This is a genomic window from Streptomyces sp. NPDC096339, from assembly GCF_044762985.1.
In the GTDB taxonomy this organism is placed as follows: domain Bacteria; phylum Actinomycetota; class Actinomycetes; order Streptomycetales; family Streptomycetaceae; genus Streptomyces.
The window spans coordinates 72,850-90,352 of sequence record NZ_JBIWFI010000024.1; the positions used below are offsets into that span (position 1 = coordinate 72,850).

Consider the following 17,503-nt stretch of genomic DNA (forward strand, 5'->3'; position numbering starts at 1 on the left):
GGCACCGCAGACACCTCACGAAGCCAGGCGTCAAATCGACGTCGACGTCGACGTCGGCGGTGCACGGTCATCCAAAAACAACACGAACGATCGTGCTAATATCTTCGCATCATCCTGCCACCGCCATCTGGCCGTCCTGCGGAGATCCGGAGACCCGGCATGCATCCCATGGCTTCACTCCTGAGCACCACCCTCGACGTCGGCGCCCGGCTGGCCCCGGGCCTGGCCGGACCCCGCGTCTTCGCGTTGTTCGTCCGCCCGCTCGGCCGCGCACGGCTGAGGCCCGACGAGGAGGAGGTGATGGCACGGGCCGAGACCGGGCGGCTGCTCGTGCGGGGCATACCCGTCACCACCTACCGCTGGGGGGACGGCGAGCGGCCCGTCCTCGTGGTGCACGGCTGGTCCTCGCGCGCCTCGCGGTTCGCCGGATTCATCGAGGCGCTGCGGGCCCAGGGCCACACCGTGATCGCCTTCGACTCGCCGGGGCACGGCGAATCCGGCGGCCGAGCCGCCACGGTCCGTGACCACCGGGAGATCATCCGCCTGCTGCACGCCGAACACGGGGACTTCTCGGCCATCCTCGCCCACTCCATCGGAGTCCTCTCCAGCCTCTTCACCCTGCGGGACACCGTCCGCGCGGACCGTGTGGTCGCCATCGGGGGAATCGCCGATTTCGGCTACCTCCTGGAGCAGTTCCGTGCCCGGCTGGGTGTGGGCGAAGCGGTCGAGCGGGTCCTGCGCCGCCACGTCGAGCAGCGCCTCTTCCCCGGAGAAGCGGACATCTGGCAGCGCCTCGACGCCCGTTGGCGGCCGACGGACGTCCCGGTGCCGATGCTCCTCCTCCACGACACGGACGACGACACCGCGACCCCGGCCCAGTCCCGCGCCATCGCGGCCGCCCACGGCGACCGGGCCCGCCTGATCGAGACCAGCGGCCTGGGCCACCGCCGCATCCTCGCGGACCCCGAGGTCGTCGCGGCCGCGGTCCGGTTCATCACCGCCCCGTACGTGCCCGCGGAAGGCCCCGTCGAGAGCCCGGCGGCCGCCCGATGAGCACCACCACCCGTACCGGGTCCAACCTCACCGGCCCGGCCGGCGGCGCCGCCACCCCCGGCCGGATCCTGCTCCTCGCCTGCGCCGTCACCTTCCTCGCCTTCCTCGACGCCACCGTCGTCAACGTGGCCTTCGCCGATCTGCGGCGGGCCTTCCCCGAGGTGACGCCTGCCCGGCTGACCTGGGTGGTCAGCGGCTACGCCGTGCTCTTCGCCGCACTGTTGGCCGCCGCCGGGCGCCTCGCCGACACCCTGGGGCGCCGCACCCTCTTCCTCGGCTCGGCCCTCGCCTTCACCCTCGCCTCGCTCGCCGCGAGCGCGGCCCCCACCGCCGACCTGCTCATCGTGACCCGTGCCCTCCAGGGGGCGGCGGCCGCCGGAATGATCCCGGCCGCGCTGGGCCTCGTACTGGCCCACACCCCACCCGGACGCCGGGCCGCCGCGCTCGGCGCCTGGGGCGCCGCGGGCGGGCTCGCCGCCGCGGTCGGCCCCAGCCTCGGCGGCCTGCTCGTCGAGGTGTGGGACTGGCGCGCGATCTTCCTGGTCAACGTTCCCCTCGGCCTGGCCGTCTGCTGGGCCGCCGCCCGAGCCGTGCCCCGGGACGTGGGCACGGTGCGCCGGCTCCCGGATCCCGTCGGCACCGTCGCCCTCGCGCTCGGCATCGGGGGTGTGGTGGCGGGCCTTTCCCAGGGCGAGGACTGGGGCTGGACCGACCCCGTGGTGCTCGGACTCGTGGGCGGCGGCGCCCTGTCGACCGCCACCGCGCTGTACCGATCGCGCCGCCATCCCGCACCGGCCATCGACCGGGACCTGTGGCGCGACCGGTTCTTCGCCCGCGCCAACCTGTCGGCCCTGTTCTTCGGGGCGGCCATGTACGCCTGGCTGCTGACCGGGCCCTCGTACCTGATCGCCCGCTGGAACTACTCGGTCCTGGAGGCCGGTTTCGGCGTCACCCCGGGTGCCGTGCTCGCGATGGCCGGCGCGATGGTCGTCGGCCGCCGCGTGCCGGCACGCCTGCAGTGGGCCGCGGTCGTCGCCGGCTCCCTGCTGTTCGCCGCCAACGCCCTGCTGCTGTGGGGCTGGGCCGCCGTCTCGACCTCGTACGCCCAGGTCTTCCTCCCGGCCGGCCTGCTGGGAGGCCTCGGTATCGGGGTGGCCCTGACCGCGCTCTCCACCGCCGCCTCCGCCACCCTCCCGCCGGAGCGGTTCGCGGCGGGCACCGGGCTGCTGATGACGGCCCGCCAACTGGGCGGCGCACTCGGCGTCGCGGCCACCGCGGCCTTGCTGACCGGGGCGGGCGACCGTTGGCGCGGGGTCTTCCTCATGGTGGCGGTCGCGGCGCTGGGCGCGGCGGCCGCGGGCTGGTCGATGCGGGCGGGCGCCCGGGTCAGCCGGTCGGACTGACGGCGGAACCGATGCCCGGGCCGATGCCCGGGCCGGTGGCCGGGGGCCGCTCCGGAAGTTCCTCCGGGGCGGCCGCCGCCGCCCGCAGCCGGCCGAGGATCCCCCGGCCGGCACGTTCGTACGCGAGCGGGTCCTCGTGCAGCACGGAATGCGCGTTGGCCAGCTCCATCATCGCGATCACCTCGAAGGCGAGCTGCGGCACGTCCGCCGGGTCGAACCCGTCCCCGAACCCGCCCGCCTGCCGGGCCTCGTCCAGGAGCCGCTCGATGTAACGCGTCCAGTCGGACCGCGCCTTGGCGATCTCGTCGCGCACGGGGCCCGGGCGCGAGTCGAACTCCGCGGAGACCGAGTAGAAGAAGCACCCGCCGGGGAAGATCCGGCGCCCGGAGTAGTCGAGCCACAGCTCGCACACCCGCCACACCTTGGCGAGACCGGCAGGATCCGTGCGCACGGGGCGGACGACCTGCTCGACGAACACGTCCACGGCGGCGCGGACGGTGGCGAGCTGCAGGTCCTCCTTCGAACCGAAGAGGGCGAAGACGCCACTCTTGCTCAGCCCGAGATCCGCGGCGATCTTCCCCAGGGACAGGCCCTCCAGCCCGTCGACGGAAGCGATGCTCATCGTCCGGTCGAGGACGGTGCGCCGCGTCTGATTGCCTCGTTCCACGCGTCCGTCTGCCATATCACCATCTTACCGAACGCACGGTCGTTCACTCTGTGGGATCGGGCGGGGCCCACTGTCAGTGGGGGATGCCATGCTCGAAGGGAGAGGACGCCGGAATCGGAAGGAGCGCGGACCATGCTCACCACGGACTACAAGGACGGCTCCCCGAACTGGGTGGACCTCGGGACGCCGGACATCGACGCCGCCGCCGGGTTCTACGGGGGACTCCTCGGCTGGGACTTCCAGGCGGGTGGCGAGGAGGTCGGGGGCTACGGCATGTTCCACCTCGGCGGAAAGACGGTCGCGGGCGGCATGACCGTCCCGGCCGACAAGGGCCCGTGCGCCTGGCAGGTGTACTTCCAGACCTCCGACACGGACGCGACGGCGGCGGCCGTGACCAAGGCGGGCGGCACGGTCACCGTCGAGCCGATGGACGTCATGGACTTCGGCCGCATGGCGATCTTCGCCGACCCGGAAGGCGTGGGCTTCGGCGTGTGGCAGCCGAGGGGGCACTCGGGCCTGGGCGCGGTGACGGAGGTGGGCTCCCTGTGCTGGACGGAGCTGTATACGGGAGACGTGGCCGCGGCGGCCGGGTTCTACGGAGCGGTGCTGGGGTGGGAGATCCACGAAATGCCGTACGAGGGCGGCACGTACACGATGGCCAGGCCGGCCGGCGGGACGGACGAGGAGTCCTTCGCGGGGCTCGTCCCGATCTCGGTCGACCCGGTCGAGGACGCCGAACGGCCCTACTGGTCCCTGTACTTCGAGGTAGCCGACTGCGACGCGGCGGCCGCGAAGGCGGAGGAGTCGGGCGGGAAGGTGCGTCTCACGCCGGTGTTCATGGAGGGGGTCGGGCGTTTCGCCAAGCTGGCGGATCCCTTCGGGGCGCGGTTCTCGGTGATAGCGAGTGCGCCGTCGACGGGGGCGTGACGTGTTGTTGATCAGGCGTTGATCGGACGTCCATCGACGCCGGTGAGTATCACCGGCATGTCGATGAACACCACAACCACCGCCGCCGGCACCGCCTGGTACGACCTCGCGCTCTGCGCCCAGACGGGCCCGGGCTTCTTCTTCCCGGAACCCGGCTCGTCACTGCGCGACGCGAAGCGGTTGTGCGGGGCGTGCGAGGGGCGGGTGGCGTGCCTGGAGTACGCCTTGGCGAATGACGAGCGGTTCGGTGTGTGGGGCGGCCTGTCGGAAGCGGAACGCCTGGCCCTTAGGCCGCGCCGCTGATCAGGTACGGGTGCCCTTTCCACTGGGCCGCACCAACCCCACCCGCAACGCGAGCTCGAACCCCTCACCTCCCGGCTCCTCCTTGCGGGGCACGTGGGCGACGACCCGTACGGGGTAGTGGCCGCCGACTGGGGAGACCACTCCGCCGAAGCGGGGGTCCCCGGCGAACCAGATCCGGTCCGGGTGGCCGCTGCCCACCTCGGCGAGCTCGACCGGAAGCGGGATGATCCGGAACACGGCCGTGAAGTCCTCGTGGAAGGGGATGGCGATCGTCGCCGGACTGCCGGGCGGGCGGAACGGGTGATGGCACGGCCACTCTCGCCAGGGGTAAGCCTGGAGTACCGCGGCAACTCGGCGCCGTCGGAAGTAGGCGATCACCAGCCAGGGGAAGAAGGGGGTCACCAGCATGGTGATCAGCCAGAACCCCGTTCGAGCGTGGGGGATGATGTCGAAGCAGGCCAGCGCTACCAGCGGAGGGCCGCCGAGACTGAGGACCCAGCCGAGGCGGCGCTTGGCCAATCGCTTGTAGCCGGCAACTGTCGGAGGGTGGTCCCAGGCGGCCTTGGCGAGCGTGACGCTCATAGGAGCACCTCCAGGATGCGTGAGGTCTCAGCCGTAGTCGGCGGCGTCGGGTCAGGGTCGGAAAAGCAGGTGGTGTGCGCGATCGCTTCGAGGATGTCCGTGTATGCCTCGGCGTGTTGCGTTGAGGCACTGGTCAGGTCCAGGACGAGGAGATGTAGCCCGTCTGGGTGCACGGTTGCGAGCCTGGCCTGAAATAGCTCTTGTTCCACATCTGGCACGGAAATGATTCCGGAGACCAGGCAACAGGGGAGCGCTGAGGGCAGATCTACGAACCTGCGAATCGAGCTGCTCCACAGCGGGGAACGGGCCAGGGCCAGGGCCGTGCGTGCCACGGTGAGCCGTGGGTTTGGCTGCTCGACACGCCGGATGGTCAGGGAGAACAACGAGGTTGCGACACCCACGGGCTCCTCGGGGTGAAAGCCGAATGCCGTGGCCACGACCTCGTGTCCTGACAGTTGCTCAAGCTGGTCCATGAGCTGTGCCAATTCCTGTTGCGCAGGCGGGCTGCCCAGCGCATCAGCGAACATGTCCAACGACGCCCTGTCGTCGGGGCTGATCTTGTGGAAGCCCGGAGGTAGGCGGAACCAGACTGTGGGGAGGGCGTTTTGCTGCGTCACGGGCGCAGCACCGACCAGACGCGGCTTGACTTCTTGACGGCTGCTGGGGCATCGTCCAGCACCCCTCGAGCGCCGTCCACCGCTGTTGATCCGTTTTTGACCGTCTCGTTCTCGGGGGCGTAGTCGAGTCCGGCGGTTAGAGCACCTGTGCCTGCCACGGCCACACCCACCCTGTCCCTGGCCGTTTGTGTAGATGACTGCATGGCCCATGCGGTCAGGGGGCTGTCGACCTGTTGCAGTGTTTCACCGGTCGTCCATGCCGCTTGCCTGAATGCGGTGGCCCCCGGGGCGAGCCCTACCAGCGCGCTGCTCTCCGGTGCGGCGGCCATCGCCGCACGGGCTGCTGCCGTACCTGCCTTGGCTCCGGAAGCGACCGATGCCAGTCCCGGCACCATGCCAGCGGTGTCGCCCAGCAGGGTCACGCTGCTCTTCCAGAAGTCGGCGTCGAACTGGCCCTTTGTGAAGCCGTCTGCCAGTGACTTTCGGAACTTCGGATCGGAGGTGTGCGTCGCCAGTGCCGCAAGGGACAAACCGCTGCCAACGAGCATGATTGCGAGCCCGACCGGCGGGCAGGCAAGAGCAACCCCAGCACCAAGGAATCCCAGGATCGCCGACGCGTTCGACAGGGCGTCGCCCGGGTCGTCCACGATCTTGTGCCAGGTCGACGCCAGCCAGCCCGGCTCCTTCGGGGCCAGGCGGTCCACCGCCGCGTTCAGGGTCTGGGCCACCCCACGCGCCGCCGCGTTGTGTTCCGAGGCCAGTTCACGGGCCAGCCGGCGGGCGTCGGACAGGGCCTCGGGGGTCTTCGCCGCGGCCGCCTGGGACTCGTAGCGGGCCGCCAGTGCGCGGTGGGCGACCAGGGTGTCGTGCCAGCCCGTGAGCCGGCGGGCGGCCTCCACCAGGGAGGTGTGCGCCGAGCCGAGGTAGCGGGGGAGGTCCTGGGACAGGGACGCGCGGAAGGCGGTGGCGGCCTCGCCCTCCCAGGACGAGCTGTGGGACACCAGGGCCTTCATCACCCGGGAGGCCTCCCCGAGGGAGTCCGCCGAGGCGGAGAGCTTCTTCGTCAGGGCGAGGACCGCCGCCGGATTCCCCGGGGCGGGGTCGAAGCCCAGCGCGGCGTGGTCAGCCATGCGAGGCCGCCGCCCGGCGGAAGGCCTCGCGGATGGCCTCCTCCAGCTCCGCGTACTCGGCCGCGCTGCGGTCCACGCCCTCCCGTACGGCCTTGACGCGTTTGGTCAGCTCCCGGGTGCCGAAGGCCCAGCGTTCCTGGAAGTCGTCGCACGCCCGGTCGAGGTCCGCCGTGCCCAGCTGGTCCGCCCGTACGTGGTCGAGCGCCTGCCGGGCATCCCGTAAGGAGACCAGGGAGGAGTCCAGGGCGTGGGTCAGACGGGTCAGCTGGTCGATGTCCACCTGGAGCGAGGTGTGCGGGGTCATGACGCGAAACCCTGGCAGAGCGGTGCTCTGCCAGGGGAATCCGCGTCACTCCCCGGAGGGAGCCGAAACCGGTCAGCCCTTGCGGGCGGCGATGCGCGCCGCGCGGGCGGCCAGGCGCTCGTCCAGCTTGCGGGCCTCGGCGTCCAGGCCGTTCATGAAGAGGCCGAGCTCCTCCTGGGCCTTCTGGCCCTCGGGGCCGAGGTCGTCGATGTCCATGACCTTCAGGAAGCGGATCACGGGGGCCAGCACGTCGTCGTGGTGGATCCGCAGGTTGTAGACCCCGCCGATCGCCATCTGCGCGGCCATCCGCTCGAAGCCGGGCATGCCGTGTCCGGGCATCCGGAAGTTGACCACGACGTCCCGCACGGCCTGCATCGTCAGGTCCGGGGCGATCTCGAAGGCCGCGGCCAGCAGGTTGCGGTAGAAGATCATGTGCAGGTTCTCGTCCGCCGCGATGCGCGCCAGCATCCGGTCGCAGACCGGGTCACCGGACTGGTGGCCGGTGTTGCGGTGCGAGATGCGGGTCGCGAGCTCCTGGAAGGCCACGTACGCCACCGAGTGCAGCATCGAGTGGCTGTTGTCGGACTCGAAACCCTCCGACATGTGCTGCATCCGGAACGCTTCCAGCTTGTCCGGGTCCACGGCGCGCGAGGCCAGCAGGTAGTCGCGCATCACGATGCCGTGGCGGCCCTCCTCGGCCGTCCAGCGGTGCACCCAGGTGCCCCAGGCGCCGTTGCGGCCGAAGAGCGTCGCGATCTCGTGGTGGTAGCTGGGGAGGTTGTCCTCGGTCAGCAGGTTCACGACCAGCGCGATCTTGCCGATCTCGGTGACCTTGGACTGGTCCGGGTGCCACTCCTCGCCGTCCTCGAAGAAGGTGGGGAAGTTGCGGCCGTCGCTCCACGGGACGTAGTCGTGGGGCATCCAGTCCTTCTGGACCTTCAGGTGGCGGTTGAGCTCCTTCTCGACCACCTCTTCCAGCGCGAACAGCAGCTTGGCGTCGGTCCACGCCTCCGAGCTGCCGAGGTGGGGAGAGGTGATCGTCACGGGTACTCCTGGATGTAAAGCGAACTACCTACGGTTCCGTAGCCTACGGAGTCGTAGGTTAAGCGCGACGTGAAGACCAGCCAAGTCCCCGGCAGGTGTATGTCTGGTTACATCCGGTTATCTATACAGTTTGGGGGTGGGTTGAAGGGGCTGTGAAGGGGCAAAGTCAGGCCAAGAGGTGGTCCGCCGCCCCCGCTTTGACCGCGGAGATCAGTGCCCGGAGGGCGTCGATCGAGTCGGTGACGTACGTGGCGGACTCGGTCGTTCCGATGTACGCCTTCCCCTCGGTGTCGCGCCCGAAGCGGAAACAGTTGGCTCCCTCGCTGCAGAAGGCCTCGTCCCAGGTGATCTCGGTTCCGGGGGGCGCGGCGGTCGTGGTGGTCGTGTTCATGGCGTCTCTCCTCGTCGGCCCGGTCAGAGGCTCTGTGCGACGGCGTGGATGAAATCGCGGGAAGCGGCGGCGGGCAGCGCCAGTGAGCGCAGCCGCTCCAGCAGCCCCCGGTAGCGGAGCAGCTTCATGTGGGAGTCCAGCAGCATCGAGCCGTGCGAGCTGTCCAGCTGCACGGTGTCGAGCCGGCGCATCTCGGCCGCGGCGTACGTGAAGGACTGCCCGGCACCCGGGAAGCCGCCGGCGGTGAAGGGGATGACCAGCACCGTCGTACGCGCCCGCTCCGACTGCTCCAGGATGTGGTCCAGCTGCGCCCGGGCGACCTTCGGCCCGCCGAACTGCATCCGCAGGGCGGCCTCGTGCACCACCGCCTCGTACAGCGGGGGCCGCTCCCGCGCGAACACCTGCTGACGGCTCATGCGCAGGGCGAGCCGCGCCTGCAGGTCCGGTTCCGGCAGCGGCGGGTCGGCGGTGTCGAAGACCGCCCGCGCGTGCGCCTCGGTCTGCAGCAGTCCCGGTATGTGCGTGGTGACCGCGGTGTGCAACTCGACCGAGTGGTGCTCCAGTTCGCAGATGTCGAGCAGTCCCGGCGGCAGCATCCCCCGGTGCTGCTCCCACCACCCCTTGTCCCGTTCCTGCGCCATCGTCGCGAGCAGGTCGACGAGGCCGGTGTCGGGACAGTCGTAGTTGAAGGCGAGGGTGCGGACACGCTCGGCGCTGATGCCGATCCGGCCGGATTCGATGTTGGGGATCCGCGTGCGGTCCACCCCCAGCAGGGCCGCGGCCTGCTGCACCGTCATGCCCGACTCCTCGCGGAGTTTGCGCAGCTCGGAGCCTAGGCGCTGCTGCCTCGCGGTGGGCGTGCTCCTGGGTGGCACGGGGCCTCTCCTTCGCTGCGGGGCACGCGTGAGATTCCGTACCCGTCCGGAAATGCCCTGAGAAATGGGCAAGTGATGAGACAAGTAGTAGCACTGTGCACCGGGTTACGCTACGGTCGGTAGTGCAAGTCTCACACGGGGCGACCCCGTGACCTCGTACGACCCTCCATGACCAACCGGTCTTTGATCACACTGCTGTCGATCACACCCATATTTGGAGCAGCACGATGACGGGCACTCTCGGTGGCCTGCGGCCGGTCCATACGCCCCGGCGGATACCGCCCGAAGAGGCGAAGCTGAACTACTCGATACGCCTGCCGGGCGGCGCCTACTGCGCGGGCACCGCCCGTTCCGTCGTCCGGACCCTGCTCGACCGGCACGGCCTGCCCGACCTGCGGGAAACCGCGGCCCTCGCCGCCTCCGAACTCGTGGCGTACGGACACCGCTTCACGCCCGACAAAGAGATGATGCTGAAGATCCGCTGGCAGTACGACGCGCTGCGGATCGTCGTGTACGACCAGCACCCCGCGCACTCCTCGCCCGAGGAGAGCGAGGAGTGCAGGCGCCGGCGCAGCCGCGGGATGTGGCTGCTCGCCGCAGCTGTCGACGCCTGCGGCGGGGACTGGGGGCTCACCCCCGTCCTGACCTCGATGGGGGGCACCAAATCGTGGGCCTTATTGCCGCGTTAGCGGCCGGTGGTCATTCCTGCCACAACGTCTCCCGAACCTCCTCGGCCGTCGTCGGCCGCAGTTCGCCGTCCAGCAGCAGCCAGCGCGTGATGCCGATCGACTCCAGGAACGGCACGTCATGGCTGGCCACCAGGAGCGCGCCCTCGTAGGACTCCAGGGCGTCGGTCAGCTGCCGCACGCTCGACAGGTCCAGATTGTTCGTCGGCTCGTCGAGCATCAGCAGTTGCGGAGCGGGCTCCGCGAGCAGCAGCGCCGCCAGCGCCGCCCGGAACCGCTCGCCGCCCGACAAGGTGCCGGCCGGCCGGTCCGCCCGGGCTCCCCGGAACAGGAAGTGCGCGAGCCGCGCCCGGATCACGTTGTTCGTGGCCTGCGGGGCGAACCGCGCCACGTTCTCCACCACCGAACGGCTCTCGTCCAGTACGTCCAGGCGCTGCGGCAGGAACCGGGTGGTCACGTGCCTCAACGCCTCCCCGGACACCGGTTCGAGCTGCCCGGCGACCGTGCGCAGCAACGTGGTCTTGCCCGAGCCGTTGCGTCCCACCAGCGCGATCCGCTCCGGCCCGCGCAGTTCCCACTCGCCCCGCACGGCCGCCCCGTGGGCCAGCCGTACATCGCTGAGGGTCAGGACGCGCCGCCCGGGCGGGACCTGGGTGGCGGGGAGCTTGATGCGGATCTCGTCGTCGTCGCGCACCGCCTCCACCGCCTGGTCGAGCCGTTCCTTCGCCTGCGCGAGCTTCTCGCTGTGCATGATCCGGTGCTTGCCGGCCGATTCCTGCGCCGCGCGCTTGCGGGCGCCCATCACGATCTTCGGCTCGCGCTTGTTCTCGTACATCTTCTGGCCGTACCGCTTGCGCCGCGCCAATTTGACCTGAGCATCGGCCAGTTCGCGCTTCTGGCGCTGTACGTCGGCCTCCGCCACCCGGACCATCCGTTCGGCCGACTCCTGCTCGGCGGCGAGCATCTCCTCGTAGTCCGTGAAGTTCCCTCCGTACCAGCGGACTTCGCCGTCGCGCAGATCCGCGATCTGGTCGACCCGTTCCAGCAGCTCCCGGTCGTGGCTCACGAGGACCATCACCCCGGTCCAGGACTCGACGGCCGCGTACAGGCGGCGCCGGGCCCGCAGGTCCAGGTTGTTGGTCGGCTCGTCCAGCAGCAGGACGTCCGGGCGGGCGAGGAGCAGCGCGGCCAGCCTGAGCAGCACGCACTCGCCGCCCGACAGTTCACCGACGGTGCGGTCCAGGCCGATGCCGGCGAGACCGAGCTGGTCGAGCATGGCGATCGCCCGCTCCTCCACGTCCCAGTCGTCGCCGACGGCCGTGAAGTTGGCCTCGGTGGCCTCGCCCGCCTCGATGGCGTGCAGGGCCGCGCGGGCCGTGTGGATGCCGAGGGCCTCGTCGACCCGCAGCGCGGTGTCGAGGGTGAGGTTCTGCGGCAGGTAGCCGACGGTGCCGGCGATCGTCAAGTCTCCTTCTCCGGGGGAGAGTTCACCGGCGATCAGCTTCAGCAGCGTGGACTTGCCACAGCCGTTGAGGCCGATCAGACCGGTGCGGCCCGGGCCGATGATCAGGGAGAGGTCCTCGAAGGCGGGGGAGCCGTCGGGCCAGTCGAAGGACAGGGCGGAGCAGATGATGAAAGCAGGGGCGTGACTCATAGAGGCCTCCAGGTTGCGTGAATGGAGCGTGCAACGCGGGGAGACAGCCGACGGTCAGCGGTTGGCGGTGACGATGGTCGGTGTCTCGGACCTCAGAAGTCCAATGTCCTGCTCCGTTTCGACGGCGATGGGGCGTCTACGAAGCTACGGGCGACCGGAGCCGCCCGCAAACGATTAACGGGCGTCAGCAGCCGTCGCGCATCAGCTCGGCCAGGCTGTGGTCCATGTCCAGGTAGAGGTGCTCGAGGCCGGGCGGGACCACGGCGGAGGCCCGCTCCAGGAACCGGTGCAGCTCGGCCGTGAGCATCAGCACGATCGCGACGCCCTCGGGAGCGTGGAACTCGACCGTGGTCCGGTCACCGTCGTACGGGCGCACGCGTACGTCGCCGTGCCCGGTCGGGCGGTCCAGCCCGGACTCCAGCAGCTCCCGCGCGAAGGTCCACGAGACCTCGACACCCTCCAGCGTGGCCGGAGCGGGGAAGGCCATGCGGACGGCGAACGGATCCGCACGGTCGTAGCAGAGGGTGACGGGCACGGTCTCGACCTTCGGCGCGGTGGCGACCAGACGGGCCTGAACGGCCTGCTCGATGACAGTGATCAAGGCTCACTCCCTTGCGGCGGATCTGCTGCCGGGCCGTGGGGTGGAGCCTGGCAACTCGATAGACGCCGGAATCGGCAAATCCGTGCATGGAAGGTGACGTGAGCTGTGTCACCGATTGGCCGGAACCCGCCCGTGTGATCGCACAGAGTCACCATCGGCGACGCGTGGTGGCGGGGCGATCACTCGGAGTGGCAACTGCCGGAGAGGTCGCAGAAGGGCTGATTAGCGCTCACTCCACAGGCGCAAAGCATGGCCCTGGTTTCCCTGCGGACCTCCCCGTCGGCGGTCGTCACGCTCAGGTCGCCGCGCACCACGAGCCGGCCGGCCGGATCCCGTACGACGGTGGTCGGCCGGTCCGGCTCCTCCTCGGGGCCCTCGGCCAGGCGGTACTGGAGCGCCCCCGACGGGCAGCGGCGGATCACCTCGGCGGCCAGTTCCGCCGCGGCGCCGTCCGGCTGGATCCAGGGGCGTCGTCCCGAGTCGAAGACCCCGGGCAGGCCCCGCACGCACTCGGCGGCGTGCAGGCACCGCCCGACCTCGTAGGTGATGCTGATCTGCTTGCCCTTGTAGGCCTTGGGTTCCTTGGGCGTCATGGGACCACCGTAGGAAGGCGGGGGCGGGGACGCACCCTGGACGGAAAAACGGGCGTGCGTTAGCTTCCGGCGCCATGAGACTTCTGGGAGTTGGCATGTGCGCGGCAGTTTTGGCGGTGGGCTTACTGGCGGTGCCCGCCCAGGCGGACGCGACGGGCGGAGCCGAAGCGGCGAGCGGAGCGGCACAGCTGCACGGCGCGGGCTGGGCGCTGAAGAGCACCGGCAAGGAGGTCCGCTTCCGCGGCCTGTCCGCGGTCAGCCGGTCCACGGCCTGGGTGGCCGGCTCCAAGGGGACGGTCCTGCGCACCGTGGACGGTGGCCGCAACTGGAGTGACGTCTCCCCGCCGACGGCCGTGGCCGAAGGCCTGGAACTGCGCGACATCGAGGCCTTCGACGCCCGCCGCGCCGTGGCCCTGTCCATCGGGGAGGGCGAGGCCTCCCGGGTGCTGCGCACCGAGGACGGCGGCGCCACCTGGACGGAGACCTTCCGCAACCCCGACCCGCGAGCCTTCTACGACTGCCTCACCTTCTTCGACAACCGCCACGGACTGGCCGTGAGCGACCCGGTGGACGGCAAGTTCCGCATCCTGTCGACGGACGACGGCGGCCGAACCTGGCGGCCCCTCCCGACCGACGGCATGCCGGAGGCGCTGCCCGGCGAAGCCGGCTTCGCGGCGAGCGGCCAGTGCCTGGTCAGCGCGGGCCCGAAGGGCGTATGGCTCGCCACGGGCGGTGGCGCGACCGCACGCGTCCTGCACTCCGCCGACCGCGGCCTGCACTGGACGGCCACGCAATCCACCGTCCCCGCCGGCGACCCGGCACGCGGGGTCTTCGCCCTGGCCTTCCGCGACCGTACGAGGGGCCTCGCGGTCGGCGGCGACTACCGCGCGGGCCTGCCCTCCCCGCAGGCGGGGGCCCGCTCCTCCGACGGCGGCCGCACCTGGACCCCGTCGACCACCCCGCCCCCGGCCTACCGCTCGGGCGCGGCCTGGTACCCGTACGGAGCGAACACCGCCCTGGCGGTGGGCCCGACGGGCACGGACGTCACCACCGACGGGGGCCGCAACTGGCGACCGCTGGACCCCGGTTCCTTCGACACGGTCGACTGCGCCCCGGACGCGGGGTGCTGGGCGTCGGGGGAGAAGGGCCGCGTGGCCCGACTGGAGGCGCGACGAGAGTAGCGGCGGGGGTGGGGAGGCGGGTTGGCGGTGCCTCGGCCGGTCGGCCGCGAGAAGGGTTGGGGGTTTCCCGTCAGTCCCATCGTCCTTCCGCGTCGGGCCGGCCTGTCAAGGGCGCTCCTCCTTCGTCGTCGCGTCGCTGCGCGATCGCCTTCGGCGACCCTTGACAGACCGTCCCGCCACGGAAAAACGAAGACTGCCGGGAACCCCCCAAAGGAACGGGCCGGGCCAGAGATTCCAACACGGGCCCACCGGAATGCCCGACCAGGCGACCACCCTCCCCAAAACCCCCACCACAAGAGCCTGAGCGGGAGGAAGGGCGCCTCAAATCGCTACGCGCTCCTCTTTGACGGCGTCCACGGTCGATTGGGGCTGGTCATAAGCCGCCCACGATCGCTACGCGCTTCTCGACGACCGCGACTGACCCCCGTCCGGGGCTGATACTCGCTGTGACCCGAAGGCAGCCCGAAATGGCCGCCGTCCGGCTCCTTCTCTCCTCTCGACAGCCGTCGGACGCCGTCATGGAGGACGATTCAAGGGTGTAGGCGGCTTATGTCCAGCCCACGGCAGCTGTCGGACGCCGTCGAAGAGGAGCGCGTAGCGATCTGGGGCGTGACCAGCCCCAGACGGTCGTCAGACGCCGTTGTCGAGGAGCGCGTAGCGATTTGGGGCGCCCTTCCTCCCGCCGAGGGGCTTGTGGTGGGGGTTTCGGGGAGGGTGGCCGCCTGCCCGGTCTGGCCGGTGGACTTGGTGGGCCGAGGAGGGGTGTGCCTCACCTCGACCGGGTCAGGCATTGCTGTCGGCCCGTGTTGGGATCTCTGGCCCGGCCCGTTCCTTTGGGGGGTTCCCGGCAGTCCTTGTCTTTCCGTGGCGGGACGGTCTGTCAAGGGCGGCCGAAGGCCGTCGCGCAGCGACGCGACGACGAAGGAGGAGCGCCCTTGACAGGCCGGCCCGACGCGGAAGGACTATGGGACTGACGGGAAACCCCCAACCCTTCTCGCGGCCGACCGGCCGAGGCTCCGCCAACACACGTCCCGACCAGCCGATCCCCTCCGCCCCGCCGGGGCTACCCGCCCCGTACCCCGAACGGGTCCGGGCCCCGGTCCGCTGAGATGACGTACCGCCCACCCCCCCGCACCCAACCGGGCGGGTGGGCAGCCCACCTGTCGGGCGCGTGGGCCTCACGACACCGGGTTCTCCCGCACCGTCGACAGGTCCGCCGAGGTCTTCGTCGCGATGAACTCCGTGATGTGGTACTCGCAGACGCCCGTCACCGTGAAGGGGTCCTCGGACGCGATCTTCTCGATCTCCGCCCGGGAGACCCCGCCGGCCAGGATCACGCCCCCGTCGCGCGGGACCTTGCGGCCCGAGGCGAGGAAGACGCCGGCGGCGTAGTAGCCGTCCAGCCAGGCGATGTGAGCGTCCATCTGCTCCTCGACGGCTTCGATGGGTGCGGTGTAGGAGAGCTCCATTACGAACATGATCGCCAGGCTACTCTCGCTCCATCATGACGAGTGTGAAGACCCCCGCCGACGAGGCCGAGGCCCGGGCGATACAGGACGAACTGCGCCACCAGGTCGTACTCGACGAGCTCGGCCCGCCGCCCGGGCGCGGACTGGTCACGGGTGTCGACGTCGCCTACGACGACGAACGCGACCTGGTCGCCGCGGCGGCCGTGGTGCTCGACGCCGCCACCCTGGAAGTCGTCGAGGAGGCCACCGCCGTGGGGCACGTCAGCTTCCCCTACGTGCCCGGGCTGCTCGCCTTCCGCGAGCTGCCGACCGTACTCGCCGCCCTCGACGCCCTGACCGCCGCGCCCGGCCTCGTCGTCTGCGACGGCTACGGGCTCGCCCACCCCCGCGGCTTCGGCCTCGCCTGCCACCTCGGCGTGGTCACCGGACTCCCGGCCATCGGCATCGCGAAGAACCCGTTCACCTTCACGTACGAGGAACCCGGCGCCCGGCGCGGCGACGCCGCCCCGCTGCTCGCGCCCGACGGCACCGTCGTCGGCCGGGCGCTGCGGACGCAGGACGGCGTCAAGCCGGTCTACGTCTCCGTCGGGCACCGGGTCTCGCTGGACAACGCCTGCGCCCACGCGCTCGCCCTCAGTCCCCGCTTCCGGATCCCGGAGACCACCCGCCACGCCGATTCCCTGTGCCGCCGGGCCTTGCGCGAGGCGGCCGGGTGAGTCGGGCGGCGGCGCGGGCTCAGCGTTCGTCCGCGACCCGGAAGACGATCCCCGCCTTCCTGAGCCGGTCGAGCAGCGCGTCGCCCATCGCCACCGCGGTGGTGAGCTGACCCGCGCGGTCGGGCAGGGCGTCGTAGGCCAGGCACAGGGCCGACTCGGCCAGCATCTTCGCCGTCTCCCCGTAGCCCGGGTCGCCGCCCGACACCTCGGTGAGCACGCGCCGGCCGCCGCCCTCGCCCACGAACCGCACGGTGAACCAGCTGCGCGCGCGGCGTTCCGCGTCCGGCCCCTGGCCCGACTCCCAACGGTTCATCAGCCACCGCCGGGCGGGCGGCACCTGGGCGACGGCCACCGTCGCGGCCACGGCCGCCGTACCGCCCACCGCGAAGGGCAGGTGCTTGACGGAGGCGTAGTGCCGGTAGCGGAAGTCCGGGCCGTACCGCTCCAGCGCGGCCGCCGACCGCGCCACGATCGTCGGGTCGAGCGTGGGCAGCGGCAGGGCCCAGGTGCCCGTCTCCCGGCTGAACCGGGGCGCACCGACCGGCCCCCGCGCCCGTCGGCCCAGCAGCCGGGGCTCGTGCAGTCTGCGGGCGTGCGCGGCCGCGAAGGTCTGGGGGCCGCGTCCCATGGCGGTCAGCGCGGAGGCCAGGGTCCCGCCGGAGAAGACGGCGTTGGACCGCATGAACCCGTCGACCCGCAGGGGAACCCCCTCGGGCAGCCGGGACACCGTGAAGTACGCCCCGAGGTCCGCCGGGATCGAGTCGAAGCCGCACGCGTGCACGATGCGGGCGCCGGTCTCCCGGGCCCGGGCGTCGTGTTCGACGTACATCCGGTCCACGAACTCCGGCTCGCCGGTGAGGTCCACGTAGTCCGTGCCCTCCTCGGCGCAGGCGGCGACCAGCTCCGCCCCGTGCCAGACGTACGGTCCGACCGTGGTGGCGAGCACCCGGGTGGACGCGGCCAATCGGCGCATCGCCCCCGCGTCGGCGGCGTCCGCCGGGAGCAGGGGCAGTTCGGCGCAGGCGGGGTCGATGACCGCGAGCCGCTCGCGCAGCCGCTCCAACTTGGCCGGGTTCCGGCCGGCCAGTGCCCAGCGGCAGCCTGCGGGTGCGTGCGCGGCCAGGTACTCGGCGGTCAGTGCCCCCACGAACCCGGTCGCGCCGAAGAGCACGACGTCGTAGGCCCGTTCCGGATGGTCCTGTTGTCCCTGAGGGGTCCGCACCGTTGCGTTCATGACCGCTCCTCCCAGCTGGTGTCGGTGGCTGAGGCTAGCGCGATGCGCACGCGCGACGAACAGCGCCCCGGGA

General features: G+C 71.1%; 20 protein-coding genes. 7 read left to right on the forward strand and 13 right to left on the reverse strand.

Translation table 11 applies throughout. From position 1 onward, the window contains the following. Positions 1 to 168 precede the first annotated feature (168 nt). Together ACIQ5Y_RS26425 and ACIQ5Y_RS26430 are read left to right on the forward strand one after the other, a co-directional pair. Positions 169 to 1,053 carry an alpha/beta hydrolase gene (locus ACIQ5Y_RS26425; RefSeq protein ID WP_403885287.1) on the forward strand — a complete coding sequence of 295 codons (885 nt, stop codon included), beginning with the start codon at positions 169 to 171 and terminating at the stop codon, positions 1,051 to 1,053. Beyond that, positions 1,050 to 2,456 (forward strand): DHA2 family efflux MFS transporter permease subunit, encoded by a 1,407-nt coding sequence (locus ACIQ5Y_RS26430; RefSeq protein WP_403885290.1) that lies wholly within the window; start codon positions 1,050 to 1,052, stop codon positions 2,454 to 2,456. Before ACIQ5Y_RS26425 ends, ACIQ5Y_RS26430 begins: the two co-directional genes overlap by 4 nt. Here the strand turns inward: ACIQ5Y_RS26430 and ACIQ5Y_RS26435 are convergent. Then, positions 2,440 to 3,138 carry a TetR/AcrR family transcriptional regulator gene (locus ACIQ5Y_RS26435; protein ID WP_403885293.1) on the reverse strand — a complete coding sequence of 233 codons (699 nt, stop codon included), beginning with the start codon at positions 3,136 to 3,138 and terminating at the stop codon, positions 2,440 to 2,442. The two genes, ACIQ5Y_RS26430 and ACIQ5Y_RS26435, sit on opposite strands and share 17 nt — an antisense overlap. Positions 3,139 to 3,255: 117 nt before the next feature. On the opposite strand from ACIQ5Y_RS26435, the gene ACIQ5Y_RS26440 reads away from it, so the two are divergent. Both ACIQ5Y_RS26440 and ACIQ5Y_RS26445 read left to right on the forward strand, forming a co-directional pair. Then, entirely contained in the window at positions 3,256 to 4,050 is a 795-nt protein-coding gene (locus ACIQ5Y_RS26440; RefSeq protein ID WP_403885296.1) for a VOC family protein, read from the forward strand. Positions 4,051 to 4,107: 57 nt separating this feature from the next. Continuing rightward, positions 4,108 to 4,353 carry a WhiB family transcriptional regulator gene (locus tag ACIQ5Y_RS26445; protein WP_403885299.1) on the forward strand — a complete coding sequence of 82 codons (246 nt, stop codon included), beginning with the start codon at positions 4,108 to 4,110 and terminating at the stop codon, positions 4,351 to 4,353. Here ACIQ5Y_RS26445 and ACIQ5Y_RS26450 read toward each other — a convergent pair whose 3' ends face one another. From ACIQ5Y_RS26450 to ACIQ5Y_RS26480, 7 genes are all read right to left on the reverse strand, one after another. Next, positions 4,354 to 4,935, reverse strand: a complete 582-nt coding sequence (locus ACIQ5Y_RS26450) for a hypothetical protein (protein ID WP_403885302.1) — start codon at positions 4,933 to 4,935, stop codon at positions 4,354 to 4,356. Then, the gene (locus tag ACIQ5Y_RS26455) at positions 4,932 to 5,552 is read right to left on the reverse strand and encodes a hypothetical protein (protein WP_403885304.1); all 621 of its coding nucleotides are present in this window, start codon (positions 5,550 to 5,552) and stop codon (positions 4,932 to 4,934) included. The genes ACIQ5Y_RS26450 and ACIQ5Y_RS26455 overlap by 4 nt, the downstream gene beginning before the upstream one ends. Further along, entirely contained in the window at positions 5,549 to 6,682 is a 1,134-nt protein-coding gene (locus ACIQ5Y_RS26460) for a hypothetical protein (protein WP_403885307.1), read from the reverse strand. The genes ACIQ5Y_RS26455 and ACIQ5Y_RS26460 overlap by 4 nt, the downstream gene beginning before the upstream one ends. Next, positions 6,675 to 6,986, reverse strand: coding sequence for a hypothetical protein (locus ACIQ5Y_RS26465; protein WP_403885310.1), 312 nt, complete (start codon positions 6,984 to 6,986; stop codon positions 6,675 to 6,677). The genes ACIQ5Y_RS26460 and ACIQ5Y_RS26465 overlap by 8 nt, the downstream gene beginning before the upstream one ends. 72 nt (positions 6,987 to 7,058) lie before the next feature. Then, a complete protein-coding gene (locus tag ACIQ5Y_RS26470) occupies positions 7,059 to 8,030 on the reverse strand; it encodes an acyl-ACP desaturase (protein WP_403885313.1) in 972 nt (323 codons plus the stop codon). Positions 8,031 to 8,196: 166 nt separating this feature from the next. After that, positions 8,197 to 8,421, reverse strand: coding sequence for a hypothetical protein (locus tag ACIQ5Y_RS26475; RefSeq protein WP_403885316.1), 225 nt, complete (start codon positions 8,419 to 8,421; stop codon positions 8,197 to 8,199). 23 nt (positions 8,422 to 8,444) lie between these two features. Then, positions 8,445 to 9,296 carry a helix-turn-helix domain-containing protein gene (locus tag ACIQ5Y_RS26480; RefSeq protein WP_403885318.1) on the reverse strand — a complete coding sequence of 284 codons (852 nt, stop codon included), beginning with the start codon at positions 9,294 to 9,296 and terminating at the stop codon, positions 8,445 to 8,447. Between the two features lie 227 nt (positions 9,297 to 9,523). Here ACIQ5Y_RS26480 and ACIQ5Y_RS26485 point away from each other — a divergent pair, with 227 nt between their 5' ends. Next, entirely contained in the window at positions 9,524 to 9,985 is a 462-nt protein-coding gene (locus tag ACIQ5Y_RS26485) for an ATP-binding protein (protein ID WP_403885321.1), read from the forward strand. A 10-nt stretch (positions 9,986 to 9,995) separates the two neighbouring features. Here ACIQ5Y_RS26485 and ACIQ5Y_RS26490 read toward each other — a convergent pair whose 3' ends face one another. The 3 genes from ACIQ5Y_RS26490 to ACIQ5Y_RS26500 all read right to left on the reverse strand — a co-directional run bounded on the left by ACIQ5Y_RS26490 (position 9,996) and on the right by ACIQ5Y_RS26500 (position 12,830). Next, positions 9,996 to 11,636 carry an ABC-F family ATP-binding cassette domain-containing protein gene (locus ACIQ5Y_RS26490; protein WP_403885324.1) on the reverse strand — a complete coding sequence of 547 codons (1,641 nt, stop codon included), beginning with the start codon at positions 11,634 to 11,636 and terminating at the stop codon, positions 9,996 to 9,998. Positions 11,637 to 11,820: 184 nt separating this feature from the next. After that, complete coding sequence (locus ACIQ5Y_RS26495; RefSeq protein WP_403885327.1) at positions 11,821 to 12,237, reverse strand: SsgA family sporulation/cell division regulator; 417 nt, start codon at positions 12,235 to 12,237, stop codon at positions 11,821 to 11,823. Positions 12,238 to 12,416: 179 nt separating this feature from the next. Further along, positions 12,417 to 12,830, reverse strand: a complete 414-nt coding sequence (locus tag ACIQ5Y_RS26500) for a (4Fe-4S)-binding protein (protein WP_403885330.1) — start codon at positions 12,828 to 12,830, stop codon at positions 12,417 to 12,419. Positions 12,831 to 12,925: 95 nt separating this feature from the next. On the opposite strand from ACIQ5Y_RS26500, the gene ACIQ5Y_RS26505 reads away from it, so the two are divergent. Beyond that, positions 12,926 to 14,011, forward strand: coding sequence for a WD40/YVTN/BNR-like repeat-containing protein (locus ACIQ5Y_RS26505; protein ID WP_403885333.1), 1,086 nt, complete (start codon positions 12,926 to 12,928; stop codon positions 14,009 to 14,011). A 1,178-nt stretch (positions 14,012 to 15,189) separates the two neighbouring features. On the opposite strand, the gene ACIQ5Y_RS26510 is transcribed toward ACIQ5Y_RS26505, so the two are convergent. Further along, positions 15,190 to 15,489 (reverse strand): YciI family protein, encoded by a 300-nt coding sequence (locus tag ACIQ5Y_RS26510; RefSeq protein ID WP_403885335.1) that lies wholly within the window; start codon positions 15,487 to 15,489, stop codon positions 15,190 to 15,192. A 26-nt stretch (positions 15,490 to 15,515) separates the two neighbouring features. Between ACIQ5Y_RS26510 and ACIQ5Y_RS26515 the strand changes: the two genes are divergently transcribed. Continuing rightward, positions 15,516 to 16,196, forward strand: coding sequence for an endonuclease V (locus ACIQ5Y_RS26515; RefSeq protein ID WP_403885338.1), 681 nt, complete (start codon positions 15,516 to 15,518; stop codon positions 16,194 to 16,196). A gap of 19 nt (positions 16,197 to 16,215) precedes the next feature. Here ACIQ5Y_RS26515 and ACIQ5Y_RS26520 read toward each other — a convergent pair whose 3' ends face one another. After that, the gene (locus tag ACIQ5Y_RS26520; RefSeq protein WP_403885340.1) at positions 16,216 to 17,430 is read right to left on the reverse strand and encodes a saccharopine dehydrogenase family protein; all 1,215 of its coding nucleotides are present in this window, start codon (positions 17,428 to 17,430) and stop codon (positions 16,216 to 16,218) included. Positions 17,431 to 17,503: the final 73 nt, after the last annotated feature.

Coding starts and splice junctions, on each gene's coding strand:
- ACIQ5Y_RS26425 (WP_403885287.1), top strand. CDS start 169: ATGGCTTCACTCCTGAGCACCACCCTCGACGTCGGCGCCCGGCTGGCC.
- ACIQ5Y_RS26490 (WP_403885324.1), bottom strand. CDS start 11,636: ATGAGTCACGCCCCTGCTTTCATCATCTGCTCCGCCCTGTCCTTCGAC.
- ACIQ5Y_RS26450 (WP_403885302.1), bottom strand. CDS start 4,935: ATGAGCGTCACGCTCGCCAAGGCCGCCTGGGACCACCCTCCGACAGTT.
- ACIQ5Y_RS26460 (WP_403885307.1), bottom strand. CDS start 6,682: ATGGCTGACCACGCCGCGCTGGGCTTCGACCCCGCCCCGGGGAATCCG.
- ACIQ5Y_RS26500 (WP_403885330.1), bottom strand. CDS start 12,830: ATGACGCCCAAGGAACCCAAGGCCTACAAGGGCAAGCAGATCAGCATC.
- ACIQ5Y_RS26445 (WP_403885299.1), top strand. CDS start 4,108: ATGTCGATGAACACCACAACCACCGCCGCCGGCACCGCCTGGTACGAC.
- ACIQ5Y_RS26430 (WP_403885290.1), top strand. CDS start 1,050: ATGAGCACCACCACCCGTACCGGGTCCAACCTCACCGGCCCGGCCGGC.
- ACIQ5Y_RS26440 (WP_403885296.1), top strand. CDS start 3,256: ATGCTCACCACGGACTACAAGGACGGCTCCCCGAACTGGGTGGACCTC.
- ACIQ5Y_RS26510 (WP_403885335.1), bottom strand. CDS start 15,489: ATGTTCGTAATGGAGCTCTCCTACACCGCACCCATCGAAGCCGTCGAG.
- ACIQ5Y_RS26485 (WP_403885321.1), top strand. CDS start 9,524: ATGACGGGCACTCTCGGTGGCCTGCGGCCGGTCCATACGCCCCGGCGG.
- ACIQ5Y_RS26435 (WP_403885293.1), bottom strand. CDS start 3,138: ATGGCAGACGGACGCGTGGAACGAGGCAATCAGACGCGGCGCACCGTC.
- ACIQ5Y_RS26475 (WP_403885316.1), bottom strand. CDS start 8,421: ATGAACACGACCACCACGACCGCCGCGCCCCCCGGAACCGAGATCACC.
- ACIQ5Y_RS26465 (WP_403885310.1), bottom strand. CDS start 6,986: ATGACCCCGCACACCTCGCTCCAGGTGGACATCGACCAGCTGACCCGT.
- ACIQ5Y_RS26520 (WP_403885340.1), bottom strand. CDS start 17,430: ATGAACGCAACGGTGCGGACCCCTCAGGGACAACAGGACCATCCGGAA.
- ACIQ5Y_RS26505 (WP_403885333.1), top strand. CDS start 12,926: ATGTGCGCGGCAGTTTTGGCGGTGGGCTTACTGGCGGTGCCCGCCCAG.
- ACIQ5Y_RS26515 (WP_403885338.1), top strand. CDS start 15,516: ATGACGAGTGTGAAGACCCCCGCCGACGAGGCCGAGGCCCGGGCGATA.